This is a genomic window from Lysinibacillus sp. LK3 (assembly GCF_001043675.1).
GTDB lineage: Bacteria > Bacillota > Bacilli > Bacillales_A > Planococcaceae > Lysinibacillus > Lysinibacillus capsici.
Genome location: NZ_LDUJ01000024.1, coordinates 49,994 through 76,241, shown reverse-complemented (window position 1 = coordinate 76,241; position 26,248 = coordinate 49,994). Strand labels below are relative to the sequence as shown.

27 protein-coding genes are annotated in these 26,248 nt (G+C 37.4%); 20 read left to right on the top strand and 7 right to left on the bottom strand.

The annotated features are described in order from the left end of the window. Positions 1–49: 49 nt before the first annotated feature. The 5 genes from VK91_RS17775 to VK91_RS17755 all read left to right on the top strand — a co-directional run bounded on the left by VK91_RS17775 (position 50) and on the right by VK91_RS17755 (position 5,958). Positions 50–331 (top strand): YlaN family protein, encoded by a 282-nt coding sequence (locus VK91_RS17775; RefSeq protein ID WP_004224778.1) that lies wholly within the window; start codon positions 50–52, stop codon positions 329–331. Between the two features lie 60 nt (positions 332–391). Continuing rightward, a complete protein-coding gene (locus tag VK91_RS17770) occupies positions 392–1,573 on the top strand; it encodes an FtsW/RodA/SpoVE family cell cycle protein (protein ID WP_048394707.1) in 1,182 nt (393 codons plus the stop codon). Between the two features lie 12 nt (positions 1,574–1,585). Beyond that, on the top strand, positions 1,586–5,020 hold the full coding sequence (gene pyc / locus VK91_RS17765) for a pyruvate carboxylase (RefSeq protein WP_048394705.1): 3,435 nt from the start codon (positions 1,586–1,588) through the stop codon (positions 5,018–5,020). Positions 5,021–5,156: 136 nt separating this feature from the next. After that, positions 5,157–5,777: a TetR/AcrR family transcriptional regulator gene (locus tag VK91_RS17760; protein ID WP_048394702.1), complete on the top strand. Its 621-nt coding sequence runs from the start codon at positions 5,157–5,159 to the stop codon at positions 5,775–5,777. After that, positions 5,770–5,958, top strand: coding sequence for a hypothetical protein (locus VK91_RS17755; protein WP_004224783.1), 189 nt, complete (start codon positions 5,770–5,772; stop codon positions 5,956–5,958). The genes VK91_RS17760 and VK91_RS17755 overlap by 8 nt, the downstream gene beginning before the upstream one ends. Positions 5,959–6,020: 62 nt before the next feature. Here the strand turns inward: VK91_RS17755 and VK91_RS17750 are convergent, their stop codons facing one another. Further along, a complete protein-coding gene (locus VK91_RS17750) occupies positions 6,021–6,944 on the bottom strand; it encodes a heme A synthase (RefSeq protein WP_048394700.1) in 924 nt (307 codons plus the stop codon). Between the two features lie 336 nt (positions 6,945–7,280). Here VK91_RS17750 and cyoE point away from each other — a divergent pair, with 336 nt between their 5' ends. From cyoE to VK91_RS17715, 7 genes are all read left to right on the top strand, one after another. Further along, positions 7,281–8,198 (top strand): heme o synthase, encoded by a 918-nt coding sequence (gene cyoE / locus VK91_RS17745; RefSeq protein ID WP_048394698.1) that lies wholly within the window; start codon positions 7,281–7,283, stop codon positions 8,196–8,198. 99 nt (positions 8,199–8,297) lie between these two features. Beyond that, positions 8,298–9,386: a cytochrome c oxidase subunit II gene (coxB, locus tag VK91_RS17740; protein ID WP_048394696.1), complete on the top strand. Its 1,089-nt coding sequence runs from the start codon at positions 8,298–8,300 to the stop codon at positions 9,384–9,386. A gap of 40 nt (positions 9,387–9,426) precedes the next feature. Further along, entirely contained in the window at positions 9,427–11,310 is a 1,884-nt protein-coding gene (ctaD, locus tag VK91_RS17735) for a cytochrome c oxidase subunit I (protein ID WP_004224787.1), read from the top strand. Further along, positions 11,310–11,936 (top strand): cytochrome c oxidase subunit 3, encoded by a 627-nt coding sequence (locus VK91_RS17730; protein WP_004224788.1) that lies wholly within the window; start codon positions 11,310–11,312, stop codon positions 11,934–11,936. Before ctaD ends, VK91_RS17730 begins: the two co-directional genes overlap by 1 nt. Then, positions 11,936–12,280, top strand: a complete 345-nt coding sequence (locus VK91_RS17725; RefSeq protein ID WP_004224789.1) for a cytochrome C oxidase subunit IV family protein — start codon at positions 11,936–11,938, stop codon at positions 12,278–12,280. The genes VK91_RS17730 and VK91_RS17725 overlap by 1 nt, the downstream gene beginning before the upstream one ends. A gap of 181 nt (positions 12,281–12,461) precedes the next feature. Further along, the gene (gene ctaG / locus VK91_RS17720) at positions 12,462–13,385 is read left to right on the top strand and encodes a cytochrome c oxidase assembly factor CtaG (RefSeq protein ID WP_004224790.1); all 924 of its coding nucleotides are present in this window, start codon (positions 12,462–12,464) and stop codon (positions 13,383–13,385) included. Positions 13,386–13,425: 40 nt separating this feature from the next. Beyond that, on the top strand, positions 13,426–13,887 hold the full coding sequence (locus tag VK91_RS17715; RefSeq protein ID WP_016992774.1) for a DUF420 domain-containing protein: 462 nt from the start codon (positions 13,426–13,428) through the stop codon (positions 13,885–13,887). Positions 13,888–13,901: 14 nt separating this feature from the next. On the opposite strand, the gene ytvI is transcribed toward VK91_RS17715, so the two are convergent. Then, on the bottom strand, positions 13,902–14,963 hold the full coding sequence (ytvI, locus tag VK91_RS17710; RefSeq protein WP_082148174.1) for a sporulation integral membrane protein YtvI: 1,062 nt from the start codon (positions 14,961–14,963) through the stop codon (positions 13,902–13,904). Between the two features lie 146 nt (positions 14,964–15,109). Further along, positions 15,110–15,511, bottom strand: coding sequence for a YugN family protein (locus tag VK91_RS17705; protein WP_004224795.1), 402 nt, complete (start codon positions 15,509–15,511; stop codon positions 15,110–15,112). 147 nt (positions 15,512–15,658) lie between these two features. Here VK91_RS17705 and VK91_RS17700 point away from each other — a divergent pair, with 147 nt between their 5' ends. Both VK91_RS17700 and VK91_RS17695 read left to right on the top strand, forming a co-directional pair. Further along, on the top strand, positions 15,659–16,813 hold the full coding sequence (locus VK91_RS17700; protein WP_048394693.1) for a CAP domain-containing protein: 1,155 nt from the start codon (positions 15,659–15,661) through the stop codon (positions 16,811–16,813). A 151-nt stretch (positions 16,814–16,964) separates the two neighbouring features. Beyond that, on the top strand, positions 16,965–18,437 hold the full coding sequence (locus VK91_RS17695) for a UDP-N-acetylmuramoyl-L-alanyl-D-glutamate--2,6-diaminopimelate ligase (protein WP_048394690.1): 1,473 nt from the start codon (positions 16,965–16,967) through the stop codon (positions 18,435–18,437). On the opposite strand, the gene VK91_RS17690 is transcribed toward VK91_RS17695, so the two are convergent. Continuing rightward, positions 18,418–18,918: a PaaI family thioesterase gene (locus VK91_RS17690; RefSeq protein ID WP_048394688.1), complete on the bottom strand. Its 501-nt coding sequence runs from the start codon at positions 18,916–18,918 to the stop codon at positions 18,418–18,420. The two genes, VK91_RS17695 and VK91_RS17690, sit on opposite strands and share 20 nt — an antisense overlap. 87 nt (positions 18,919–19,005) lie before the next feature. On the opposite strand from VK91_RS17690, the gene VK91_RS17685 reads away from it, so the two are divergent. Continuing rightward, a complete protein-coding gene (locus VK91_RS17685) occupies positions 19,006–19,452 on the top strand; it encodes a YlbF family regulator (RefSeq protein ID WP_004224800.1) in 447 nt (148 codons plus the stop codon). 107 nt (positions 19,453–19,559) lie between these two features. Beyond that, positions 19,560–20,612, top strand: coding sequence for a tartrate dehydrogenase (locus VK91_RS17680; RefSeq protein WP_048394686.1), 1,053 nt, complete (start codon positions 19,560–19,562; stop codon positions 20,610–20,612). 90 nt (positions 20,613–20,702) lie between these two features. Here the strand turns inward: VK91_RS17680 and VK91_RS17675 are convergent, their stop codons facing one another. Then, positions 20,703–21,614, bottom strand: a complete 912-nt coding sequence (locus VK91_RS17675; protein WP_048394685.1) for a glycerophosphodiester phosphodiesterase — start codon at positions 21,612–21,614, stop codon at positions 20,703–20,705. 400 nt (positions 21,615–22,014) lie between these two features. Between VK91_RS17675 and VK91_RS17670 the strand changes: the two genes are divergently transcribed. After that, positions 22,015–22,287 carry a YlbG family protein gene (locus tag VK91_RS17670; RefSeq protein WP_004224806.1) on the top strand — a complete coding sequence of 91 codons (273 nt, stop codon included), beginning with the start codon at positions 22,015–22,017 and terminating at the stop codon, positions 22,285–22,287. Positions 22,288–22,289: 2 nt separating this feature from the next. On the opposite strand, the gene VK91_RS17665 is transcribed toward VK91_RS17670, so the two are convergent. Continuing rightward, the gene (locus VK91_RS17665) at positions 22,290–22,679 is read right to left on the bottom strand and encodes a hypothetical protein (RefSeq protein WP_036077099.1); all 390 of its coding nucleotides are present in this window, start codon (positions 22,677–22,679) and stop codon (positions 22,290–22,292) included. Between the two features lie 56 nt (positions 22,680–22,735). Between VK91_RS17665 and VK91_RS17660 the strand changes: the two genes are divergently transcribed. The 3 genes from VK91_RS17660 to coaD all read left to right on the top strand — a co-directional run bounded on the left by VK91_RS17660 (position 22,736) and on the right by coaD (position 25,288). Beyond that, positions 22,736–24,157, top strand: a complete 1,422-nt coding sequence (locus VK91_RS17660) for a hypothetical protein (protein WP_048394682.1) — start codon at positions 22,736–22,738, stop codon at positions 24,155–24,157. Positions 24,158–24,228: 71 nt separating this feature from the next. Further along, positions 24,229–24,795, top strand: a complete 567-nt coding sequence (gene rsmD, locus VK91_RS17655) for a 16S rRNA (guanine(966)-N(2))-methyltransferase RsmD (protein ID WP_048394681.1) — start codon at positions 24,229–24,231, stop codon at positions 24,793–24,795. Position 24,796: 1 nt separating this feature from the next. Continuing rightward, positions 24,797–25,288 carry a pantetheine-phosphate adenylyltransferase gene (coaD, locus tag VK91_RS17650; protein ID WP_004224812.1) on the top strand — a complete coding sequence of 164 codons (492 nt, stop codon included), beginning with the start codon at positions 24,797–24,799 and terminating at the stop codon, positions 25,286–25,288. Positions 25,289–25,346: 58 nt separating this feature from the next. Here coaD and VK91_RS17645 read toward each other — a convergent pair whose 3' ends face one another. Further along, positions 25,347–26,246 (bottom strand): hypothetical protein, encoded by a 900-nt coding sequence (locus VK91_RS17645; RefSeq protein ID WP_231595723.1) that lies wholly within the window; start codon positions 26,244–26,246, stop codon positions 25,347–25,349. Positions 26,247–26,248 lie beyond the last annotated feature (2 nt).

Here is a 26,248-nt window from a genome sequence, read left to right as displayed (position 1 = left end):
ACTTTATTAAGATAGAATCGAAGAAATATCAGATAATGGGGGCGTCCTCATGGATACGAAATCACAAACTTCTTTTCAAGAGAAGGCTTTGGAGCTATTAGTTGCTGATGCAGATAAGATTGCTCGCCTTATTCGAGTACAAATGGATCATTTAACAATGCCACAATGCCCTTTATATGAGGAAGTATTAGATACACAAATGTTCGGTCTATCACGTGAAATTGACTTTGCTGTGAAGCTTGGATTGATTGAACGTGAAAAAGGCAAAGAAATTCTCGATTCACTCGAGAAGGAACTTTCTGTACTACACGACGCGTATACAGACAAATAAAAAGAAAAACTCAAACGCTTCTTTGCGCTTTGAGTTTTTTTACTAGAACGAGGTTTTCCAATGAGACAATACTTAAAACGCTATGCACAAAATTTTGATTATCCCTTATTTTTTACGGTCCTATTATTAAGTTTATTTGGATTAATAATGATTTACAGTTCAAGTATGATGGTTGCTATTGTTCAAAAAGGTCAAGCACCTGATTATTTTTATCAAAAGCAAGTGACCAATTTAATGGTGGCATTTCTTGGCTTTATCATTACAGCATTTTTCCCATATAAACATTATGCGAATAAGAATATTATGTTATTGCTAACTGTTGTATTGGTTGTGTTATTTACATGGGTAAAAGTAGCAGGGAATGGGGCAGAAGAAGTAGGCTCTCAAAGTTGGATTGCTATCCCAGGTTTAGGGAATTTTCAACCTTCAGAGTATGCGAAACTATTTATAATTTTATATTTTGCAGCTGCTTTTTATCGAAAAGCGCAAAAATATACGTTTGAAAAGCTACAACCGACTGAAATTTTTTACCCAATTTTTCTATGGATTTTAGTAGTTGCTGGGGTAGCCTTTGAAACAGACTTAGGAGCAGTGATTATTCTATGTGGTATTGCCGTTTCAGTTGTAGCTTCAAGTGGTATTCCATTTAGAACATTTTGGAAATTTTTCGGTGTATTAGGTGCGTTTGGTACAGCTATTCTTGGTATTCTATGGATATTTAAGGGAGAGCTACTAACAGGAAATCGAAAAGGACGGATATTGTCTTACTTAAATCCATTTGAGTATGAGGATGGTAGTGGTCACCAAGTGGTGAATAGTTATTATGCCATTGGCGGAGGCGGCTTAGAAGGGCGGGGCCTTGGTCAATCCATTCAAAAATTAGGATACTTGCCTGAACCACAAACAGATTTTATTATGGCAATCATAATGGAAGAGTTAGGGATATGGGGCGTTTTGATTGTCTTATGTGGCTTGGGATTTATTGTATATAAAGGTTTTTCTATTGCATTGCGGACAAAAGATCCATTGGCACGCATGATTGCGGCTGGTATTGCGAGCTGGATAGGCTGGCAATCGTTTATTAATCTTGGGGGTGTAACCGGGTTAATCCCGTTAACCGGTGTAACGTTACCTTTTATAAGCTATGGCGGTACATCTATAATCATTCTATCTTTAGCGATGGGAATATTGATCAATGTTTCTATGTTTGAAAAGGTAGAGAGGAAAAAAACACAATCATAAAGGGGGATACCTATGGAATCAATCAACAAAATTCTCGTAGCCAATCGAGGAGAAATTGCAATTCGTATTTTCCGTGCTTGTACGGAGCTGAATATCCAAACTGTTGCCATCTATTCAAGAGAAGATAGTGGTGCTTTTCATCGCTTTAAAGCAGATGAAGCTTATTTAGTGGGAGCTGGCAAGAAACCAATCGATGCTTATTTAGATATTGAAGGTATTATTGCCATCGCAAAAGATGCAGATGTTGATGCGATTCATCCAGGGTATGGTTTTTTATCAGAAAACGTGGAATTTGCACGTCGCTGTGAGGAAGAGGGCATTGTCTTTATCGGACCAACTTCTCAGCATTTAGATATGTTTGGAGATAAGGTCAAAGCACGTTCTCAAGCCATTGCGGCTGAGATTCCTGTTATTCCTGGTACAGATGGCCCAGTAGCCGATCTAGCAGAGGTAGAGACGTTTGCTAGCAATTATGGCTATCCAGTTATGATTAAGGCAGCACTTGGCGGTGGTGGTCGAGGGATGCGTCTAGTCCATACGCCAGAGGATCTTGCTTCCTCCTATGAAAGAGCAAAATCTGAGGCAAAGGCTGCTTTTGGTTCCGATGAAGTATATGTAGAAAAAGCAATTATAAAACCAAAACACATTGAAGTACAAATTATTGGCGATAAACATGGCAATATTGTGCATTTATATGAGCGTGATTGCTCAATTCAGCGTCGACATCAAAAAGTGGTAGAAATTGCGCCATCTCATTCGATTTCACAAGAGTTAAGAAATCGTATTTGCGATGCTGCTGTGAAATTAATGAAGAATGTCTCGTACATAAATGCAGGGACAGTGGAATTTTTAGTCGCAGGAGACGATTTTTATTTCATCGAGGTAAACCCTCGCATTCAAGTAGAACATACAATTACAGAAATGATTACAGGTGTTGATATCGTCCATGCCCAAATTAAGGTAGCGGCAGGCTATGGACTTCACAGTGAAGAAATTCATATGCCAAAGCAAGAAGATATGCCAATGATTGGCTATGCCATTCAAGCACGAGTGACAACAGAAGACCCTGCAAATGACTTTATGCCAGATACAGGAAAGTTAATGGTTTACCGTTCAAGTGGTGGTTTTGGCGTGCGATTAGATGCTGGGAATGGCTTCCAGGGTGCTGTCGTTACACCATACTATGACTCTTTGTTGGTGAAAATTTCTACTTCGGGTATGAACTTTAAAGAAGCTGCTGCGAAAATGGATCGTAATTTAAAAGAATTCCGTATTCGTGGCGTTAAAACGAATATTCCGTTTTTAAATAATGTGGTGACTCATGAAAAGTTTTTATCAGGGGCCTTTGATACTAGCTTTATTGATACAACACCAGAGCTTTTCGAGTTCCCTGTGCGTAAAGACCGTGGAACAAAGCTGTTAAGCTATATTGGGAATGTGACCTTAAATGGCTTCCCTGGTGTAGAGAAGAAGTCAAAACCTATCTTTGTCCAGCCAAACCAACCTAAAATTGATCCTTTAATTGTACCACCAGCAGGTACAAAGCAGATTTTAGATACACAGGGAGCAGATGGCTTAGTGCAGTGGATTTTAGCACAGGAAGACGTACTACTAACAGATACTACATTCCGCGATGCTCACCAATCCCTGCTTGCAACACGTGTTCGTTCACAGGATATGTATCAAATTGCAGATGCAACAGCTCGCATGATGCATCAGTTATTCTCGCTGGAAATGTGGGGCGGTGCAACATTCGATGTAGCATATCGCTTCTTAAAAGAAGATCCATGGGAGCGGCTAGCGAAACTGCGTGAGCAAGTGCCGAATGTGTTATTCCAGATGTTACTGCGCGGAGCTAATGCTGTTGGTTATACAAACTATCCTGACAATCTAATCCGAGAATTTATCGCTGAATCGGCTTCATCAGGAATTGATGTATTCCGTATTTTCGATAGCTTAAATTGGATTAAAGGCATGGAAGTAGCGATAGATGCTGTGCGTCAATCAGGAAAAATTGCTGAAGCAGCCATCTGTTATACGGGGGATATCCTCGATGACAGTCGTGCGAAATATTCAGTGCAATACTATAAGGATATGGCGAAAGAGCTTGAAGCAGCTGGTGCCCATATTTTAGCGATTAAAGATATGGCTGGTTTATTGAAACCGGAAGCGGCGTACCGTTTAATTTCCGAGTTAAAAGAGACGACAAGTCTGCCAATCCACTTGCATACACATGATACTAGTGGCAATGGAATTTACTTATATGCTAAAGCGATAGAAGCAGGTGTTGATATTATTGATACAGCGCTTGGATCTATGGCAGGTCTAACATCTCAACCAAGTGCAAACTCCTTGTACTATGCAATGAAGGGCGGCAAACGTGAGGTACGAGCGGATATCGATGCATTAGAAAAATTATCGTACTACTGGGAAGATGTTCGTAAATACTATAAAGATTTTGAAAGTGGCATGATCAGCCCGCATTCTGAGATTTACGTACATGAGATGCCTGGTGGTCAGTATAGTAATTTACAGCAACAAGCAAAAGCTGTAGGGCTTGGTGATCGATGGGAAGAAGTGAAACGCATGTATTCCCGTGTAAATCTACTATTTGGTGATATTGTTAAAGTTACACCATCCTCCAAGGTAGTGGGTGATATGGCTTTATTTATGGTGCAAAATGATCTAGACGAAAATACAGTCTTAACAAGAGGGAAAACAATTGACTTCCCAGATTCTGTGATTGAATTCTTCCAAGGTTATCTTGGGCAGCCACATGGCGGTTTCCCAGAGGCATTACAACAAGTAGTGTTAAAAGATCGAGAAGCAATTACAGTTCGTCCAGGAGAATTATTAGAGCCTATTCAATTTGATCAATTAGAGGCTGTGCTAGAGGAAAAGTTAAATCGCCCAGTTACGAAAAAAGATGTACTGGCTTATGCACTTTATCCAAAAGTCTTTGAGGAATATGCGAAAACAGCAGAATCCTTTGGCAATATTTCAGTTCTTGACACACCGACATTCTTATATGGCTTAAAGCTTGGTGAAATTATTGAGGTCGAAATTGAAAAAGGTAAAACATTGATTATTAAACTCGTTTCAATCGGGGAACCACAACACAATGGAACACGTGTCCTTTACTTTGAGCTTAATGGTCAATCGCGTGAATTGGTGATTCAAGATATGACTGTTGAGGTTGATGGCAATTTAGCATTAAAAGCCGATCCAAGCAATCCAAACCAAATCGGTGCTACAATGCCAGGTACTGTGTTGAAAGTAGTTGTTTCTAAAGGTAGTCCTGTTAAACGTGGTGATCACCTGTTAATTACAGAAGCTATGAAAATGGAAACAACTGTCCAAGCACCTAAAGACGGCATTGTAAAAGAGGTATATGCAAGTGCAGGAGATGCCATTTCAACAGGGGATCTATTAATTGAAATTGAATAAATAGTCATGAAAAAAAGGTTATTAGATGCTTTTATTAGTATCTACATAACCTTTTTTATTGTGTTTAAGCGATAAATCATATAAAATCTGATTACTTAATCAGAAAAATGTTTGGTTAATCAATCAGGAGAATTCTATGGATAACAATAAAAATACCTTTATTCAGGAAGCAAGAAAGCAGCAAATTATTGAAGCTACGATAGCGACACTTGATGATATAGGCTATGTAAAGGCAAGTTTAGCACAAATCGCTAAACGTGCTTCTATTAGCACAGCATTAATTTCTTATCACTTTGTAGATCGACAAGATTTAATCAACCAAAGTCTGCAAGCACTAATTGAGCAATCCACAACTTTCATTTTGACAAAAACATATACTGCCAGTGACCCTACCACACAATTAGCAAACTTCATAGAGGCAAGCATTGCTTATCAAGCGACACACCCAAAAGAAAATGCAGCATTATTAGAAATTGTCTTCAACGCTCGGACTGCACATGACATCCCTTACTATAAACTGCCAGATGAAGAGGAAGACCCACTATTGACGGCATTACGTAATATTTTAGAAGATGGTAAAAAACAGGGGACTTTTAGTGTTCGCTCTGTCAATGTAATGGCAAAAGTAATTCAAGGAGCGATTGGTGAATACATGCTTATAGGGGGACCGCTTGCTATTGCGGCAGAGGATTACAGTCTCGAAGTAACAAATATTATATGGACAGCAATGAAAGTAGAGGGGCCAAAAAATGCTTAGAGCGCTATTTAACTGGATGTTAGTCATTGGTTTAATTTTATTAGGAGGCCGTCTCGTAACGTTAATTTGTCGATATTTCGACATTCCTTTTACAACATTTTTTAAAGATTATGCACTGGTATCCATGATTATTTTAATTGTTGGAATTATAGGGACTGAAGCTATGAAGAAACAAAAATAGTCATAGAAAAAAGATTCGACACATCTTTGGTGGCGAATCTTTTTTAATGGGCTATTTCTGGGCTATTTCTTTTTCTCATTATAATTACTTCGAGCAACTAGCATGATCATATAGCATAATAAACCGAATAAAAGGGAAATAAATAATGAATGCAGTAAAGCTACCGTTAAATTCAGTTTAGTAAGGACTACTAACATACCTGCAATAACTTGTAAAACTACTATAGTAAAGGCAATTATCCATCCATAGTAGATAACACGTTGATGTTTATATTCCTTTACAGCGTGCCAAGTTATGTATGCAATCCAAATGAAAATAATAAGAACAGCTAATCGATGTCCCATTTGCACCCATTCATACATATTATTCGGGGGTGCCAAAGGTGTTTCATTATAGCAAAATGGCCAATCAGGACAAATTAAGCTCGAATCTGTATGACGAACTAGCGCCCCTGTATAAACGACTAAATAAGAATAAATTGTGACAGCAATTGTATGCCAACGTAACTTTTTACCGATAAATACGTTATCGGCATCAAATTTCCGATCGACTTCAAATACAATCATAGAGAGAAGAAGAACAGCGGCAAAGGAAATCAGAGATATCCCAAAATGTAGAGCTAAGATGAAATCACCTTGCCCCCATAATACTTGAGCTGCTCCAATAAGAGCTTGCGCGATTAAGAAAAACATTGCTAGGAAACCTAATAGTTTTACTTCGCGAATATGTCCGAGCTTACGCCATGTCCAAACGGTTAACACAAGAATTGAAATAGATACAACTCCTGTTACGAGACGATGTGAGAATTCAATAAGGACTTCTGGTGTAATCTCCTTTGGAATAAGAGATCCATTACAATCAGGCCAGTTACGACCACAGCCTAGGCCACTATCTGTTTTGGTAACGAGAGCCCCACCTAGTAATATAAGGAGCATCCCTACTGTAGCGGCAACAGCAAACCACTTCAAATACCTGTTGTGTTGCATAAAATGAGTCACCTACTTTATCTATCAACATTACAAGAACGTAATGTTTCTGCTACTAGATAATATCGAAAATACGTATAAAAAACAACTTGTAAAGAGAAGGGACTACTAGATGTCGATTCCATTTCACAAATTGTTCATAATTTCGTGCTTTAACCTTCACAATTCATTTTAGAAAATGTTTTACTATAGATATGTTGTTTTTAATTATATTTCTAGACAAAACTAATTTTTACAACTTCATCTAAATTTCACTTAATGTCTAGAAATCAATCGCAAATTTCGCTATAGTTATTGTTAGCGGAATATGCTTACAAAAATGAAAGGAGAGGTATTATGTCAAACGGTCGTACACTGGCGGCTACTAGAAATCCTGGTCCAGAAACAACATCTGTTGTAAAAGATTTCTTAGCACTAATAAAAATTGGAATCGTTAACTCGAATCTTGTCACAACGTTTACAGGGATGTGGCTGGCTTTTCAGTTTACTAGTAGACATTTCTTGCAAGAGCTTGATGTCATATTTTACACCATGCTGGGTGCGGCATTAATCATTGGTGGCTCAGGTGCAATGAATAACTTCATTGATCAGGATATAGATCCCATCATGAAAAGAACTAAGGCAAGACCGACAGTGACAGGCAGATTTAAGCCAAACTTTGTGTTGACCATTGCCCTCTCATTTTTAATTGTAGGTGAAATTTTGTTATTTGCGGCATCGTTTGCAGCCGGCATGTGGGGACTAGTAGGAATATTTGCTTATGTCGTTCTGTATTCAATGTGGTCAAAGAGGAAGCATGTTAGTAACACGGTTGTAGGTAGTATTTCGGGGGCTATTCCTCCTGTTATTGGATTCGCAGCGATTGAGCCTGCCTTAGGTCCAGGAGCACTAGCCTTATTCCTTATCATGTTTGCATGGCAACCACCACATTTCTATGCGCTTGCAATGAAACGGACTGAGGAATATCGTGCAGCTAAAATACCAATGCTACCTGTTGTAAAGGGATTTAAACGTACAAAGTACTCAATGTTATTCTGGATTCTTTTATTATTACCGTTACCTTTCCTTTTAACAGAGCTTGGAATTGGCTTTTTAACTCTTGCTACTGCATTGAACTTGGGTTGGTTAATACTAGCTCTGAAAGGCTTTACAACAAAAGATGATATGAAATGGGCAAATAAAATGTTTATTTATTCGTTGAATCATATGACCATACTATTTGTAGCCATCATAATATTTGCGGTGTTTAGCTAAAGTTAGGGATTCTTTCTTTTTATAAGAATTCATATAGACAGAACTGATGTCCTAGGTACACATGAAAATACAACAAAGAAAGAGGGGTTTAATTAAGCTATGATGAAAGGGCTTAAAAAATGGCGTCTTTTTTCACTTCTAGCAGTGATGATGGTTTTCCTTTCAGGTTGTGGTGAAGATTATCTTTCTACACTAAAACCATCTGGAGAAGTAGGTAAACAACAATTAAATTTATTACTGTTAACTACTGTAATTATGACGCTAGTAGTAGTAATAGTATCTGTTATCTATTTACTTGCATTCCTAAAATACCGTCGTGCACGCGTAGGTGAAAATGTTATCCCTAAGCAAGTAGAGGGTAGTCATACTTTAGAAGTGATTTGGACAGTTATTCCGATTATTTTATTATTAATTATCGCTGTACCAGTTGTTACAACTACTTATAAATTTGCAGATGTTGCTGCAATGGATGAGGTAGATGAAGAAGGGAACAAAACAGCCCTAACAATCAATGTAACGGCAAAATTATACTGGTGGGAATTCGAATATCCTAACCAAGGTATCGTAACGGCTCAAGAGTTAGTGGTACCAACAGGTGAAAAAGTTTACTTTAATTTAAAAGCTGCCGATGTTAAGCACTCATTCTGGATTCCTGCTGTAGGCGGTAAAATGGATACAAACGTGGAAAACTTAAACAAATTCTACTTAGTATTCGATAAAGAATCAAAAGATCTTAAAGATGGCGTATTTTATGGAAAATGTGCTGAATTATGTGGACCTTCACATGCATTAATGGACTTTAAAGTAAAAACATTAAGCCCAGACGCATTTGATGCATGGGTTGATGCAATGAAAGCAACTGAAGGACAAACTGCTGACAAAGCTTCAACAGATCTTGGTGAAGCAACTTTTGCAAATAGCTGCTTAGGCTGTCATGCTATCTCTGGTTCAGGAGCAGGCGGTACACCAGGTCCAAACTTAACTACGTTTGGTGACCGTAACCGTGTTGCTGGTTTCTTAGAGCATAATGAAGAAAGCTTAAAAGCTTGGATTAAAAACCCTGAGGAATTTAAACCAGGTAACTTAATGATGAATGCTGATGGCACTGCGCCTATCTACGGTAATTTATCTGATGAAGAAATTGAAGCTCTTGCAACTTACATCATGGGCTTATCAGTAGAAAAATAATTTTCGTTCTATGTAACAAATTTTGAGGGAGGTAAAAGTTGTGAGCTCATACACACAGAAAAAGGGCTTTGGAGCAGCTGTCTGGGATTACATCACTACTGTTGACCATAAAAAGTTAGCAGTGATGTATTTATTAGCCGGTACATTGTTCTTCGCTATCGCTGGTTTTGAAGCATTATTAATGCGTATTCAATTAATGAAACCAAATAATGATTTCGTATCAGCTGGTTTTTTCAATGAATTATTAACAATGCATGGAACAACAATGTTATTCCTAGCTGCTACGCCACTACTATTCGCATTTATGAACATGCTTGTACCATTACAAATTGGTGCGCGTGACGTTGCATTCCCGTTCCTTAACTCATTAGGGTTCTGGTTATTCTTCCTAGGTGCAGTATTCCTTCACCTGTCATTCTTTATGGGTGGCGCTCCTGATGCGGGCTGGACTTCTTATGCATCATTATCTTTATACTCTCCAGGACATGGTATTGATTTCTATGTTCTTGGTTTACAAATTTCAGGGGCAGGTACATTAATTTCAGGTCTTAACTTTATCGTTACGATTATTACAATGCGTGCTCCAGGTATGACATTTATGCGTATGCCATTATTCACTTGGACTGCTCTTGTATCAAGTGCCTTAATCTTATTCGCATTCCCTCCATTAACAATTGGTTTATTAATGATGTTATTTGACCGTATGTTCGGTGGTAACTTCTTTGACCATACAATGGGTGGTAACACAGTAATTTGGGAACACTTATTCTGGATCTTCGGACACCCAGAGGTTTATATCTTAGTATTACCAGCATTCGGTTTATTCTCTGAGATTATTCCAGCGTTCTCTCGTAAACGTCTATTCGGATACTCTTCAATGGTATTCGCTACAATTTTAATTGGTTTCTTAGGGTTCATGGTTTGGGCTCACCATATGTTTACAGTTGGTCTTGGGCCAACAGCAAACGCAATCTTCGCTGTTGCAACAATGGCAATTGCGGTTCCAACAGGTATGAAAGTATTCAACTGGATCCTAACTATTTGGGGTGGATCTATTAAAGTTACAACACCAATGCTTTATGCACTTGGATTTATCCCGTCATTCGTTGCGGGTGGTGTTACAGGGGTCATGCAAGCATCTGCACCTCTTGACTATCAATTACATGATTCTTACTTTATCGTTGCTCACTTCCACTACGTAATCGTTGGTGGTATCGTTACAGCATTATTCGGTTCAGCGCACTTCTACTGGCCAATTTTCTTCAACCGTATGTTAAACGAAACGCTTGGTAAAATTACTTTCTGGGTATTCTTTATCGGATTCCATTTAACATTCTTCCTTCAACATTTCTTAGGTTTGATGGGTATGCCACGTCGTGTATTCACTTACATGGAAGGTCAAGGTTGGGATCAATTCAACTATATCTCTACAATCGGTGCATTAATGATGGGTGTAGGGGTTATCTTAATGGTAATCAACTGCTTAATGTCTATTAAGGGCAAACCAGCAGGACGCGACCCTTGGGGCGATGGACGTACTTTAGAATGGTCAATTCCACAACCAATTCCATTCTATAATTTCCGTCAAACTCCACTTGTTCGTGGTTTAGATCCATGGTGGATTGAAAAACAAGAAGGTAATAAAGAAGTAACATTTGCTGAGCCACTAGGTGATATCCATATGCCAAATAACTCAGCGATTCCATTCGTTATTTCATTAGGTATGTTTATTGCAGCATTTGGTGCACTTTACAATCCAGACGCAGATAAGCCATGGTCTATTTATGTATTAATCATTGGTTTAGCAATTACATTTGGTGCGATGATTGCTCGTTCTGTTAAAGACGATCATGGTTTCCATTTACACAAAGAAGAAATTCTTGAAATTGAAGAACATCTTTACGGCAAAGGAGGAAATAAATAATGGATTTCAATACTAAATTTACTCCTCATACTTGGCCAGATCATCCTGAACAAGCTACGATGGAAGGTAAAAATAAAGTCGTTGGTTTCTGGATTTTCCTTGCCTGTGAAGTTGTACTTTTCGCAAGTTTATTCGCTACTTATTTAGCGCTTAAGAACAAAGGGCCAGCTGGCATGGAGTTCACAACTCAAGGTTTATTTGAATTACCATTAGCATTTGCTATGACGATGTTATTATTAACATCATCACTAACATCTGTTTATGCAATTTACCATATGCGTAACTTTAACTTTAAAGGTATGCAAACTTGGTTAGCGATTACATTAGCTTTAGGTCTTGGATTCTTAGCACTTGAAATTTATGAGTTCAACCACTATGTGCACCTTGGTTTTACATTTAATCAATCTGCATTCGCAACAGCGTTTTATTCGTTAGTTGGTACACACGGTTTCCACGTAACTTTAGGTCTTGTATGGATTGGTACTTTAATGATCCGTAATGCTAAACGTGGATTAAACCTGTACAATGCACCTAAATTCTTCGTTGCTGCTTTATATTGGCACTTTATCGACGTAGTTTGGGTATTTATCTTTACAGTAGTATACTTGATGGGAGTGATCGGATAATGTCTTCACACGATACACCTATAGTTGCTAAGTCACAGGCACAGTATGAGTATGATCGTCATCATAATGCCGTTCATATGCGTAAACAAGTAATCAACTTTGCGATTATGATTTTCTTCACTTTTATCGCATTCGCAGTAGTTGCAGCTGATTTTTCTAAATACTTAATTATGCCATTCGTATTATTATTGGCTGGCGTTCAAGTTGTACTTCAACTTTATTCTTTCATGCACTTAGAAGATAAAAAAACTCACTTTGGTGGTGTTATTGGTTTCTTCATGTGGATGGGAATTTTAATCGCATTTACATTCTTCTTAGCATTTTTAACAATCATTTGGTGGTAATCACCAAAAAAGCACGTTCGTTATTTTGTACGAACGTGCTTTTCTTATGTTTTGAGGTTATTTAGGTATCCAAAGAGGCAAACACTGTTGAAACTTAACATTTGTTCACCTTTCGTTCATTGCAGTATAGCTGTAAGCGTTTTATAATAGGAGTACTGAAGTTTAAAGGAGTGCGTTCCATATGCCACTTAGTATATTTGGTTTCCAAGCATTGTGGAGCCCGTATTTAATAGGGGTTCTTGTTTTTATAACAATCATCTATTTTTTAGTCACAACAAAGTGGCGTAAAGATTTTAAAGTAAGTGAACCTTTGAAAAAAAGTGAAGCTATTTACTTTGTTTTAGCTATGATTACCATCTATATTATCAAAGGATCTCCGATTGATTTAATGGCTCATATTATGTTTACCATGCACATGGTGCAAATGGCTATTCTGTTATTGCTGGTCCCTATTTTCTTAATTAAAGGGATTCCCTGGTGGGTTTGGAAGGTGGCTATTGAGGCACCTGTAGTTAGAACTTTGTTTAAAGTGCTAACATTACCAGTTGTTGCTGTCTTTGTATTTATCGGTCTATTTTCTTTCTATCATTTACCGTCCATATTGGATTACATTAAATTAAATGAAACATTACATGGTACCTATACATTTGTATTATTTCTATCTGCAGTGTTTATGTACTGGCCTTTAATTCAAAATATGCCAAATAGTAATCAAATGAAGCCTTTGCATAAATTGGCGTATATTATTGCTAATGCTGTTTTAATTACACCTGCTTGTGGATTAATCATCTTTGCGCCAAATGCAATGTATGAGACATACACAAACGGTGATGCATGGTTAAAGGCAATGGAGCTTTGTGTACCAGCCTCTACATTGTCAGGATTATCTTTATCTGGACCAGAGCTATTTACAGACATGAAACCAGTTGCAGATCAGCAATTAGGTGGCGTGTTAATGAAAATCCTACAAGAGCTTATTTTTGGTGTACTAATTGGTACGATCTTCACAAGATGGTATCGATCTGAGCAAAAAGATCCGGATAAAATCACTGCTGACGCTTTAGCTGCCCACCAAAAGAAGTGGGAAAGTCAACAGCAACATTAGTTGAAGAATAGAAATTTACTTTGTGTAAGGGGTTTTGACAATGGAATTGCAAATATTGCCTACTATTAGTACATCGTTTATCGTTATTAGTGCGGTACTTGTAGCGATAGGGTGGGGCTTAATTATAAAAAGAAATGTAGAGGGACATAAGAAAGTGATGCTTGCTGCAGGTGTTGCAGCACTTATTTTCTTTATCATCTATGCGTCCCGTACAATCTTTATTGGAAATACAGCTTTTGGCGGTGGAGAAGATTTAAAACCATACTATACGTTCTTCTTGATTTTCCATATTATTTTAGCGACATCTGGAGCTGTGTTTGGTATCGTTAGTATTATTTCAGGTTTGAAAATGAACATTAAATTACACAGACGAATTGGGCCAATTACAAGTATTATTTGGTTCTTTGTTGCCATAACTGGTGTATTAGTTTATTTATTATTGTATATTTTATTTGAGCCTGGTGAAACAACATCAGTAATTAAAGCCATTTTAGGATTTTAAAAAAATCTCCCTCCTTATTTCTGTGTAGGAGGGAGATTTTTTATAGTTGGTTGGAATAGTGAAAGCACTACGACAACCAGTAACGGACCAATTAATATTCCAATAAATCCAAAGATTTTAAAACCAATAAACATGGCAATAAAGGTATTCAAGGAAGAAAGTCCAATTTTATCGCCAATAATTTTTGGCTCAATCATTCGTCGGACTAGAAATTGTCCAATGGTTAGTAAAATTAAGACAGCTGCATATAAATAATCGCCAGCAAAGACCTGATAGATTGCCCATGGGACTAATAAAATAAATGAATCAAGAAAAGGGATAAAGTCTAAAACAACAAGTAAAAGTGCTAACAATATAGGGAATGGTGTTTTTAAAAAATAAAATGCAGCGAATGATATAGCAAAGATCCCTATCCCTACAAGTAATTGAGCTTTCAGAAATCCAAATAAGGCTAGCTTAACACGTTGGCCAATAAAGATAATTTTTTGATGGTAATGAAAAGGAACGGGCGATAATAATTTACGATTAATTGTTGGTAATTCTAAAAGCAACATATACAACACAATCCAATAAACAAATATATCAAAAAGACGTGTGGGAATATATGTTAATAACGTTGACCAAACATTGACGTTCGTTAAGGATAAAGAAAATTTTTCGATGGATGCTAAAGCTTTTGCAATCATAAATTGAATTTGTGAAACTAGCTCTACCGGTAAATGATAGGTGTAATTGCTGAGCTTAGATTGCATTTGAATCCATAGGGCAGACAATTGATTAAGATAATCAGGTATATCAATAATAAAGGAAGAAAATTGTTTCCAGCTTATATAAAGGATAAGTGTACATAATAATAAAGATATACTTAGAAAAAACAAAAAAAAGAAGAAGACAACGATTTTCCGTTTTTTTCTAAACCGTTTGCTCATTCGAACGATGATTGGTTCTAACAATAACGCGGTTAAGTAGGCAAGTAAAATTGGTAATGATATGGAGATGGACCAAAGGATCAGTATACCCATTGCAATAACAATAATGGGATGACGAAAAAAAGGACGATTAAAAAATGATAACATTTTTCTCACCTACATCATGTAATAGATATAGGTAGTATGAGAAAAAAATTTTTTTTTACTCAAAATAAAAAAAGACTGGACCACCAGTCTTTTTACAACCATGAAGCTATTTACGCTTACTTGCCGTCACTTCAATGTACGAAAGATTAGCGTGCGTTAACAGGTTCAAAGTTATTTTTATTTGTAGGCTCGATTGAGAATTGATCTAACTCTAATTTAACCTTTTTTAAGATTTCTTCACATTTTTTTACAAGGTGTGCTGGATAAACCTCGTCATCGCCATATTCAACACCATGCGGATAATAGTATTTACCAAGGACTGGTTTCATTAATGTAAGGATAGCATCGTGTGCACCTACGTCACCAGAAATAGCATATGCGAATACGCGTAGGTAATAACGACCTTCACGAGTATCGAATCGTTTATCGAATGTCATACGCTCGTAATCCCAGCCGCCATCACATTCTAAACCATGTTTTTTCATAATGCTGACAAGTAGCTCTTGATCAGCTGTTAAATTTTCAAGGTTAGTATTTTCAAAATACATGTATAGTCCTCCTTTAGGTTCTCGTACAAAGTATACGCTCATTTTTATAATAGAGCATATTCGACATTGTTGCAATGACAACATTGTGTCAACCCAATTACAATTGATATAATAACTTACAATAATGGTGATGAAAAGGAGTCCTGTATGAAAGCTTTATTCCGCATTTTAATGGTTTGTGGTGCAGTTGCATTAATTGGTTTTATGTTTTTTAATACCCCTAAGGAAAATGAGCCACTAGAAGGCCCAAATACCAATTCGAATATCATACCTCAAACACAGCTAAAGCAGGAACCTGCAATAGGAGCAATGACACGTCCACAAACGGGTATATCCACATTGATAGGAAAAGGCACACAAACTGTTTTAGAACAATATGGGGAGCCTGCAAGAAAAGAGCCGTCTTCATTTGGTTATCAATGGTGGGTCTACAATGAAGACGTTTCAACTTTTTTTATGATTGGTATTGATAATAATATTGTGACACAAATTTACATAGCAGGACAAGAAATTGATGCATTTCCTTTTAAAGTAGGCCAAAAACGTGATGAAATATACAGAATGACGATCATTGATTATGAGGTAGCCGCCACTGTAGGCGAAAATATTTTCATTTTCTCAATGAGTGAAGAAGATATGCAAACAAGGCTGCTTATCAAATTTGATGGTCTTTATGCACAGCTTTACATAGATAGGGAGACAAGTGAGTTGCAAGGGATACGATATACAGACAGTGAAACACTTGTCCTTCATCAGCCATATGAAATGAGCTATCAAGGGGAGCTTGTTAGACGTGCTCCACCTTCCTCTTTCTTACAGCAAGAAATTGATGTGGCTAGCGCTAAACAATTAGACGATTTGCTAAATGTAACAAGAGTCCATCATGATTTACTTCCTTTAGAAATGGATGAATCATTGGAGGAAGCAGCAAGAATGCATAGTGAGGACATGAAGGTGCAAAATTTTTTAGCGCATGAATCTCCAACCTATGGTGATCTAAAAAAACGATTACAGACGCAAAAAATCGAGTATAGTGAAGCGAACGAAAACCTGGCAACTGCTTATTTTGATGCGATTGAAGCCATGCATGGCTGGACAAATTCTCCTGAACATAGAAAAGTTCTTTTGAATGATCGATATACACGCGTTGGTTCTGGCGCCTTTGTAGATTATTATACGCAAATATATCTTGAACCTACTACACAAGAAGTGGGTAGAGAAGAGCAAGATAATGAAGAGACGAAAAATGAAAAACAAGATAGCGAAGAATCTACAGATAAATCAAATCAAACCTTACCATAACAGAAGAATATTCAGATGAAGACAAGCTTTCAACAAACGGGCTTGTCTTCATTTTTTATGTGGAGTTTCTCCTTCTTTTAGGCTTCTACATTTTTCGTCACACCGTTACAAACGCCGTCATATGATAGAGAACTGAAAGGGGGAATGAGGTTTGCAATTAGCAGAGTTATTAAAAGACTGGCCATGTAGCGTGACGGGAGGATCTATACGAACAGAAATTACTGGTGTAGAGGACTATGCACAGGCGGTACAACCTGGTGATATATTTATTGTGCGAAAAGGTAAAAAAACATCGGGAAGTCGGTTTGTCAAAGAGGCATTGGCACGTGGAGCTGCTGCCATCGTTTCAGAAGAAAGTATCTCTTTGCCAATTATAGATAAAGAAATTCCTTTTGTATGGGTTCCAAATACAGCATTATTTTTATCGTATGCAAGTGCGAAGCTTGCTGCTTTTCCAGCAGAAGCTTTAACTGTTATCGCCATTACAGGTACAAATGGAAAGACGACAGTGAGCCATTTTGTTAGTCAGCTTCTAAATGCACTACATAAACATGCAGCAGTTATTGGAACGGTTGGCTTTTTCATCAATGGTGAGAAACAACAAACGGCTTATGAGCAATTAACAACATTGCAAGCTAAAGAATTACACCCCATTCTTAAGCAATGTGTGCGAAAAGGTGTGACCCATGTTGTATTAGAAGCTTCTTCAATGGGGTTGCAGCAGCATAGGCTCGATCATTGTGACATTGACTGTGGTGTATTTTTAAATTTATCAGAAGATCATTTAGAAGATCATGGAGGTTTAGAAGCTTATAAACGTGCCAAGAAACGTTTAGCGGATTTATCAAAAAAGCTAGTATTAAATGGAGATGATAATTTTTGCCGTTCTGTTGGTATTTATGATAAGAAAAAATCTTGCTCATTTGGTTTTGATAATCACAATGATTTACATATTCAAATCGTCAGTGAATCAGTTGGAAAAACCGTACTTTGTTTACAGACTTCCGCGAGTGAGCATATTGTAGAAATTCCTTTTGTCGGTAAATACCATGTGCAAAATGCTGTTGCATCCTTAATGGCTGTATGGCGCTTAGGTGTCCCTATGGAAGATATAGTTGGACATATGTGGTCGTTAAGGCTACCAGAGGGCAGGCTAGAGAAGATTGAAAATCCATTAGGAATTGATGTTTATGTAGATTATGCCCATACAGCAGAAGCATTGCAAGCAGTATTGCAAACCTTTGATCGCTCTAAAACAATTTACCTTGTCTTCAGTTGTGGAGGAAATCGAGACAAGGCGAAACGCTTTGCAATGGGGGCAGTAGCAAGTAAATATGCTGATGTTATTTATTTAACAACAGATAATCCTCGTGATGAAGATCCTATTGTGATTAATGAAAGTATTATTGCTGGTTTTACAGAGCAACAATATTATGAAATTTATTTAGATCGCAAACTTGCTATCCATCAAGCATTAGCAAAGGCAGAAAAGGGAGACATTGTCCTTGTTGCCGGAAAAGGGCATGAACAAACACAGCAAATTAAAAATCAAAAGTTCCCTTTTTCCGATCAACAATGTATTAAAGACTATTTTGCGAGTTTAATTACGGACGACGCTGAATAACGAAGAAAGATCCTGTAGCAATGGCAAGCCTGCGACCAGTCTCATCTTCAATATCACATTCCATGACAAGCGTTTGGCGTCCCTTATGAACAAAACGACCACGTGCAATCAATTCTTTATTTGTAGTGGTAGCAATATATGATATATTCATGTTCGTAGTAACTACATTATAGCCCTCAGGCACAGAGCGCGAAGCAAGCCCTCCCATAGCGGCATCAGCAATCGTTGCAACAATACCTCCGTGTGGCACCTTTATCGTATTATGGATGACCGGTGTAATAGGGATACGGACCTCACTGACCTCAGGCTCAAATTTACCTACCATATGTAAAGTAGCATTAATATAACGACGGTGAATGCCTTGCTGTTTCTCCCGTAGGCCATTTAAAAGATGTAATAAAACTTCTTCATCTTCCTCGGTACTGTCTTGTAAAATCTCGGCCACTAACTGTTCAACCTGCTCCTTAGATGTTGTCATCATTTGGAAAACCTCTTTCATTAAAATTATCATTAATGTAAAATTACCATAAAATCTGTTATGATGGGAAAGAGATTGGGGGAATTAAAGATGATGATGACCTCTGACTGGGTAATCATTTTGGATGAGGCGGAAGCGCTTTGTGAGATGATTCTTTCCTCAGAACCTGCGATGGCGCTACAACAAGCGTATGAAGCTGTATATAGTGATGCACAAATTGTAGAGGCTATATATGCATTTAATCGCATGAAAGAGCAGTACGAAGATGTACAACGTTTCGGAAAATATCATCCGGACTACCATACAATTATGAAGTCGATTCGCCAACAGAAAAGGGCACTTGACTTAAATGAGAAAGTTTCAGCCTTGAAAATTGCTGAAAACGATTTTCAGGATTTACTGGATGAGATTAGCCTATTAATAGGAAAAACGGTCTCTGAAGCGGTAAAAGTTCCTGTTAGTAATCCATTCTTTGCATCTGGTTCATCTTGTGGAGGTGGATGTGGCTCGGGCGGTTCATGCTCTTGCTCAGCGTAAATAGGATGTGTATATAACATATCTCTTCTAGACTGTAGACAACTCGAAGGCAATAACTGAGTTAGTTTACAGTCTTTTTTATAATTAAATTCAAGGAGGAAGCATTAATGAAAACTTATCGAATTGCCGTAATACCTGGGGATGGAATAGGAAAAGAGGTTGTGCCAGCTGCAATAAAAGTTCTTGATCAGGCAGCGTTGTTAGATGGACGCTTTCAATTTGAATGGACAATTTTTCCATGGGGCTGTGAATACTATTTAGAGACAGGAAAAATGATGCCTGATAATGGCATTGAGCTGTTAAAACAGTATGACCAAATATTTTTAGGTGCAGTTGGTATGCCTAACTTGGTTCCGGATCATGTATCATTATGGGGCCTTCTCATTAAAATTCGACGTGAGCTACAGCAATCTATTAATGTACGACCTGCAAAGCTACTTCAAGGGTTACCATCACCTTTACGACAACCAAATGATTTTGATTTTATTGTTGTAAGGGAAAATTCTGAAGGGGAGTATGCTGAAAGCGGAGGAAGAATACATAGTGGTCAAGAAGAGGTGGCAATCCAAAATGCTGTTTTTACAAGAAAGGGTACAGAACGGGCGATGCGCTATGCATTTGAATTAGCCAAAACACGTAATGGACATGTGACAAGTGCTACAAAATCAAATGGGATTACATATAGCATGCCTTTTTGGGATGAAGTGTTTACTCAAGTAGGAAAAGAATATGAAGAGGTAGGTCAAGCATCTAATCATATTGATGCACTAGCGGCATTTTTAGTGATGAAGCCAGAAAATTTTGATGTTATCGTAGCATCGAATTTATTTGGGGATATTTTGACAGATCTAGGCGGTGCCATTATGGGAAGCATTGGTATTGCACCTGCAGCAAATTTAAACATTGAAGGGCTATATCCATCAATGTTTGAACCTGTCCATGGTTCTGCACCAGATATAGCTGGTCAAGGAATTGCCAATCCTATTGGACAAATTTGGACAGGTAAGATGATGCTCGATTTTCTTGGTTATCAAGATGTGGGAACAAGGATATTGAATGCTATAGAGCAAACATTAGCGCGGGGTATAAAAACGCCTGATTTGGGTGGAGCTGCCACACTACAAGAAGTAACTGATGCAATCATAGATTATTTAACATAAGTATTACTGTAATGGGGAGTAATAATGGATCTAACATTTACATGAAAGGGAAGCACATCAGTTCAGTGTGCTTCCCTTTCATTCCTAGTCTTATTTAGACTCTTGAACTTGTAATAACTCAACTGCAATATCCGGACGATCTGTAATAATGCCCTTTGCTCCATTATTGAGTAATTTTTTCATCGTATCTAGGTCATTGATTGTCCAATAGTGGACAGGAATATTGAGGTTGTTTAAAAACTGAATAAATTTAGGAGAATCTAATGCAATAACCCCTGACTTTGGAGGGATTTGAAAAACATCCACTTTAGGGTGATATAAATGTCCAAACTGACTTGAGAAAGAAGCAAATGCTTTTCTGACATCTGATTCACCTGCACCAAGTGCTACTTGATTTTGAGCATATAAATTAAACCGATCTATTTGCTCACCATAAAAGCTTGTCACAACAACACGATGTTCAGCTTGAAGTTCTTCAATTAAGCGCCAAAGTTTAGAAGGCATCAGACTCCCTTCGTACGTATCAGGAGCATCTTTGATATCAATGTTGATTAACATATTTGGATAGGCTTCAAGCAACTCTCGTAAAGTTACGACTTTTAATTTATCCTCTCGATATGGGAAATTTCCCTCTAAATCTTCAAATTGGTAGCCGTGGTTCAAGGCATTGATTTCTGCCAACGTCATATCTGCAATGAGACCATAGCCATCCGTTGTACGTTCAACTGTCTCGTCATGGAAAACAATAATTTCCTCATCTTTTGTTAGGCGAATGTCGATTTCAAAGCCATCGACACCTAGCTGTGCAGCTTTTTCAAATGCAACCATTGTATGTTCTGGTGCTAAAAGAGCTCCGCCACGATGTGCAAGAATTATGGGGCGTTCGAATTGTAATGCTTGTTTACCTTCGCGTTGCTGTGGTTTTGAAATAGCTTTACTGCCTGCCCAAGCTGCTGCACTTGCTGCTGCAATTGCAAGCGCAATTTTTGTTTTCTTACCCATATTCGTCCTCCTTAACAATTATCCTCATATAAAAAGTAGTAGTGAATTCATTGTTTAATCAATAGTAGTAAGTACAGGGCCTACTATTAAAATTAGTTATATAAGTGAATGATGATTTTTTTATGCCGATTTTTGCCATCCTATTTGAAAAACAATCATTATGGAGGTGCAAATGTCTTGTAAAGGGTTCATTTGAGGCATGATCATCTTTCAGCATTCTTCTGTTCCTGTAATGATGCTACAATTGAATTTAATTAAAACAACTGATTCATCTTCACGATGTTCAACGTCGTATGCTTTTCCATTATAACGGAAAATTGAGCGTTCTGTCAGCTAAACTCTGTTGCTATCATTTTCTGGTCTATGGTATTCTTTTATGTAAGAAATGAGGGAATCCACTATGAACGAACGACAAGGGCTAATCGTTTACGTCCATCAATTAAAACATGCGAAGTCACTTCGGAAATATGGTCATGTTCTTTATATTTCTAGAAGGCAAAAATACGTAGTGCTTTACTGCGATCGTGAGGATATTGACATGATGACAACAAAACTACAACGCCTTCCATTTGTGAAAGACGTTGTGGCGTCTTATCGTCCTTTTGTAAAAACTGAATATGAAAATGCAAAACCAGATAAAGCAAAGGAATATGACTACAAAGTAGGTCTATAAACTTATGTTAATGCAGGTATATAGTTATTTAGTCTTAATATACCTATTAAGTATTGATAAAATAGTTTTGATTCCGAAAATATAGATGAGTGCTTTATTTCTACAACTACTGCTTTTCGACCGAGTTGTTCTATTTGTGCTTCAAACATTTTTTGTCGCTGTGTTGGCTGTTCTTCATTGTATGGGATGCCTTCTCGACAAATATAAATAGGCATGAACTTACTTTCGCCGACTGGTTTAAGGGCGACAGCTAAAGAAATCACCTTCTTGTCTTCTTTTGTAGATGTTAGTAAAAAGGCTTGATGAAAACGTTCCTGGTTGGTTTTAATAATTTCGAGTAGCTCGTAAACATCACCATAGCCTTCACCTAATTCTATAAATTGTTGTGGCATAATAATTGCACATCCTTTCCAATATTCATAGTATCATGCTGCGGGAGGTCAAGCACATGAAATTTGCATTAAGCTTTTTTTCTATTTTAGCACTAATCATTACAGGAACGGTATTTTTCCAATACCATGCTTATTCATCTGATTTAGAAACAGGCATAGGGGATTTTCATTATTCTCAGGAAATAGAAATTGTCTATCGCGAAAATAGCTTAGATATTCGTCAACATTTTAAAAACCTACCAAATCAAAAGGTGAAAATTAAATGGCCTGAAAAAGCAACAAACGCTAGTTGCTTTATTGAAAATGAAAAAAGCTGTGATCGTTTATCAGATGAAGTTTCTTACTTTGCAAAAGGGGAGACAAAATCACAATCTGTGTCATACATAATTCCAATTGAGGGTGGCTTAAAAAATAAGATGCTCCTTCAAAATGTTTTTGCTACACTAATAAATGGTGAAGCATCGTATTCAATTGTTTCAATTTCTACAGACAGTAAGGTGAAAGGACAATGGGTTACGGGTTTGCCCCTAGTAGGTCAACAACAACTTGTACTTGTCAATTACACCATGTTTAGAGGAAACGGTACTGTTCAAGATTTATATTGGCAAGCCGGGGAGCTTAAAGCGCAAGAACAGACACCGGTGTTATCAATTTATGCCCAGCAAGAAGTCCCTAATGATTTTCTAAAGTCATTAAAAAATTTACAGCTTCTAAGTGATGAGCATATTGCAATTATTCAAGAAAAAAGTCCAGTAGCAGTTCATGACGAAAGATTGTTATTTTTACCAACACTTACTGCACAAGCTGTAGAGCAAGAAGTAATTTTATCACAAATCAAATCACAATATAATTTTGTAGATTCCCCAGAATGGTTGCCTGAGGTTGTGGCATCCTATTTAATAAGCGATCCAATTGGTGGAGAAAAAACAAAGAAAATCATCAAGACATTAAATGATTACATGACGGATGCTCAACAACAAGCTTGGCAGGAAACATTGAAAAAGCTTGGAGATGAATCGATTTCACCAGATACAATGGACAAGTACTTATCACAGGTATTAGATGCCAAGACATCTTATTTTACATTAAATGCAGCTCAGCAAAATGGAACCTATCCACTTTTATTTGAGGATGCACGTGATGTCTATGTGGATGATACATTGAAGGAAGATGTTCATGTTATTCTCTATGAGGGACAGGTATTGTATACGGCAGATACATTATTGCCTTACCTCGGCTACTCAGCTGCGGAAGGAAAGAATGGCTATTATGTAAATAGTGAGCATCGTACATTCCGTTTCCCTAAAGAGCCTGGATTTTATGTATTCAACCAGCGTAGGTATTCGACTATCTCTGAACCAATCATTAAGATTGCTGATCATTATTATGTAGAAGAAGCTTGGTTACAACGATTATTCCTAGTTGAACTACAAAAAAAGGATGAGCGTATTCAAGTATTAAAACAAGAGCAACAATAACTTTTGCAGCGGAGGGCCAACCTTTCGCTGCAAAATACTTTATATAGACGAAAGTACGGTGAGATGCTGATATGAGAGTTGTAGCAGGAGAGCGCAAAGGAATGCCGCTTAAAGCAATAGCAGGAAATACGACAAGGCCTACAACTGACAAAGTAAAGGAGTCCATTTTTAATATAATTGGGCCATTTTTTGATGGAGGTTTAGCGTTAGATCTGTTTGCTGGAAGCGGTGGCTTGGGGATTGAATCATTAAGTAGAGGAGCAGAACGTGCTATTTTTATTGAGAAAGATCCTAAAGCATTCCAGGTGCTACAAGAAAATATAAAAAAATGCCGTTATGAAGAATATACAGAGCTTTTTCGTATAGATGCAAAGCGCGCTGTGAAAGCGCTATTAAAGCGTGATATTACATTTAAACTCGTTTTTTTAGATCCACCTTACCATCAGCAGGAATATTATGACCTCGTACAGATTTTGGTCGATAACCGTAAAATACAACAAGATGGTATTATTTTATGTGAACATGCAAAAGAGATAGGATTACCTCAAAATTTTGGGGAGTTTGTTTTAACAAGACAAGAAACCTATGGCGGAACAATTATTTCTGTTTATCGCTGTACAGAGGAAGAGGGAGAATAAGTTGTCTGAAAAAATTGCTGTAGTTCCTGGAAGTTTTGACCCTGTAACATTCGGCCATTTAGATATAATTAAACGTGCGGCTGATGTGTTTGATATCGTATATGTAGCAGTATTAAACAATTCAGCAAAGAATCCTTTGTTTTCTGTAGAGGAACGTATGGCTTTGATGGCTGAAGTGACAAAAACCTTACCTAATGTTCGTATAGAGAGTTCTTCAGGCTTATTGATTGATTATGCTAAGGAAAAAAAGGCGAAGGCAATTGTTCGTGGCTTACGGGCAGTTTCAGATTTTGAATATGAGATGCAAATTACATCTATGAACCGTTTCCTTGATGAAACAATCGAAACCTTTTTCATCATGACGAAAAATCAATATTCATTCCTTAGTTCTAGTATAGTAAAAGAGGTTGCGAAATACGGTAGTGATGTTAACGAGCTAGTCCCTACATGTGTCGTAAAGGCTTTAAAAGAAAAATATGGTTTTACACAATAAGGATGCAGAGGATGTCAAAAGAACGATGACATCCTCTTTTTGATATTTAGAGCGATTGTTATTTTAGAAAAAATAGAGCATAAATAGTTGGTACAATGATTATGCTAAGGAGGCGGAATTTAATATAAGGTCGTACAGAAAGTTTTGCAGATTTGGCGATAACAAAAATTTGTAAGTGAATACTTATACTTTGCATCGTTAACAAAATCACAACAAGTAAATGGATATAGGGGAGATCTGGAAATGCTGTAACTGTCATTTTAAGACCGTTCGTTACCTCCAGAACAGCTGCTATGGAAAGCTCAATCGTATAGGGAAGCTTTGGTATCAGCTGATCTAAGCCTTGTTGTACAATGGTTTGAATCGTTGTGAAAAAGATGATGGTTGTACCAACTAGTAGAATGGTTGGGGCTGTTTCTTTAATACTTTCCGAAAATGGAGCACTATAGAGTGGTGTGTTGTGTACGGAGATATTAGGTGAATCAGTTTTGCGAAAGAAAAAGTAGCCAGTTACTAGGCAACAAATATTAAACGTATGTAGTAAACATAAAAACAACCATCCAAACGTATTACTGTGTAGTAAATCAAGGCTTACAAAACCTAATACAAAAAGTGGACTAGGTGCATGACAAACAGCTAGCAAGAAATTTGCCTCTTTAGGGTGTAATTGACCACTATTTTTCAAATAAACAATAGTGGTTGCGCCAGTTGGATAGCCTCCAAGAGCACTAATAATATAGGCTTGTACGTATAAAGAAGCCCTTTTTGTTTTGGTACGCATAGGGGCTGTTAAACGCAGAAGCCATTGTGTTAACACAAGATACGGCAATAAGTACGGAAAAAGTGCTTCCATGAAAAGATTTAAGCCTAAATCAGTACCACTGTGAGCGGTTTGTGGGAATAACAAGAGTAAGAGAATTAGAATTACGCAGAGCACTATTTGAATTGTAGCAAACATGT

What these genes read in the sequence shown, in the direction of transcription:
- VK91_RS17775 (WP_004224778.1), top strand. Translation starts at nt 50, where the DNA reads ATGGATACGAAATCACAAACTTCTTTTCAAGAGAAGGCTTTGGAGCTA.
- VK91_RS17770 (WP_048394707.1), top strand. Translation starts at nt 392, where the DNA reads ATGAGACAATACTTAAAACGCTATGCACAAAATTTTGATTATCCCTTA.
- pyc (WP_048394705.1), top strand. Translation starts at nt 1,586, where the DNA reads ATGGAATCAATCAACAAAATTCTCGTAGCCAATCGAGGAGAAATTGCA.
- VK91_RS17760 (WP_048394702.1), top strand. Translation starts at nt 5,157, where the DNA reads ATGGATAACAATAAAAATACCTTTATTCAGGAAGCAAGAAAGCAGCAA.
- VK91_RS17755 (WP_004224783.1), top strand. Translation starts at nt 5,770, where the DNA reads ATGCTTAGAGCGCTATTTAACTGGATGTTAGTCATTGGTTTAATTTTA.
- VK91_RS17750 (WP_048394700.1), bottom strand. Translation starts at nt 6,944, where the DNA reads ATGCAACACAACAGGTATTTGAAGTGGTTTGCTGTTGCCGCTACAGTA.
- cyoE (WP_048394698.1), top strand. Translation starts at nt 7,281, where the DNA reads ATGTCAAACGGTCGTACACTGGCGGCTACTAGAAATCCTGGTCCAGAA.
- coxB (WP_048394696.1), top strand. Translation starts at nt 8,298, where the DNA reads ATGATGAAAGGGCTTAAAAAATGGCGTCTTTTTTCACTTCTAGCAGTG.
- VK91_RS17730 (WP_004224788.1), top strand. Translation starts at nt 11,310, where the DNA reads ATGGATTTCAATACTAAATTTACTCCTCATACTTGGCCAGATCATCCT.
- VK91_RS17725 (WP_004224789.1), top strand. Translation starts at nt 11,936, where the DNA reads ATGTCTTCACACGATACACCTATAGTTGCTAAGTCACAGGCACAGTAT.
- ctaG (WP_004224790.1), top strand. Translation starts at nt 12,462, where the DNA reads ATGCCACTTAGTATATTTGGTTTCCAAGCATTGTGGAGCCCGTATTTA.
- VK91_RS17715 (WP_016992774.1), top strand. Translation starts at nt 13,426, where the DNA reads ATGGAATTGCAAATATTGCCTACTATTAGTACATCGTTTATCGTTATT.
- ytvI (WP_082148174.1), bottom strand. Translation starts at nt 14,963, where the DNA reads ATGTTATCATTTTTTAATCGTCCTTTTTTTCGTCATCCCATTATTGTT.
- VK91_RS17705 (WP_004224795.1), bottom strand. Translation starts at nt 15,511, where the DNA reads ATGTATTTTGAAAATACTAACCTTGAAAATTTAACAGCTGATCAAGAG.
- VK91_RS17700 (WP_048394693.1), top strand. Translation starts at nt 15,659, where the DNA reads ATGAAAGCTTTATTCCGCATTTTAATGGTTTGTGGTGCAGTTGCATTA.
- VK91_RS17690 (WP_048394688.1), bottom strand. Translation starts at nt 18,918, where the DNA reads ATGATGACAACATCTAAGGAGCAGGTTGAACAGTTAGTGGCCGAGATT.
- VK91_RS17685 (WP_004224800.1), top strand. Translation starts at nt 19,006, where the DNA reads ATGATGATGACCTCTGACTGGGTAATCATTTTGGATGAGGCGGAAGCG.
- VK91_RS17680 (WP_048394686.1), top strand. Translation starts at nt 19,560, where the DNA reads ATGAAAACTTATCGAATTGCCGTAATACCTGGGGATGGAATAGGAAAA.
- VK91_RS17675 (WP_048394685.1), bottom strand. Translation starts at nt 21,614, where the DNA reads ATGGGTAAGAAAACAAAAATTGCGCTTGCAATTGCAGCAGCAAGTGCA.
- VK91_RS17670 (WP_004224806.1), top strand. Translation starts at nt 22,015, where the DNA reads ATGAACGAACGACAAGGGCTAATCGTTTACGTCCATCAATTAAAACAT.
- VK91_RS17665 (WP_036077099.1), bottom strand. Translation starts at nt 22,679, where the DNA reads ATGCCACAACAATTTATAGAATTAGGTGAAGGCTATGGTGATGTTTAC.
- VK91_RS17660 (WP_048394682.1), top strand. Translation starts at nt 22,736, where the DNA reads ATGAAATTTGCATTAAGCTTTTTTTCTATTTTAGCACTAATCATTACA.
- rsmD (WP_048394681.1), top strand. Translation starts at nt 24,229, where the DNA reads ATGAGAGTTGTAGCAGGAGAGCGCAAAGGAATGCCGCTTAAAGCAATA.
- VK91_RS17645 (WP_231595723.1), bottom strand. Translation starts at nt 26,246, where the DNA reads ATGTTTGCTACAATTCAAATAGTGCTCTGCGTAATTCTAATTCTCTTA.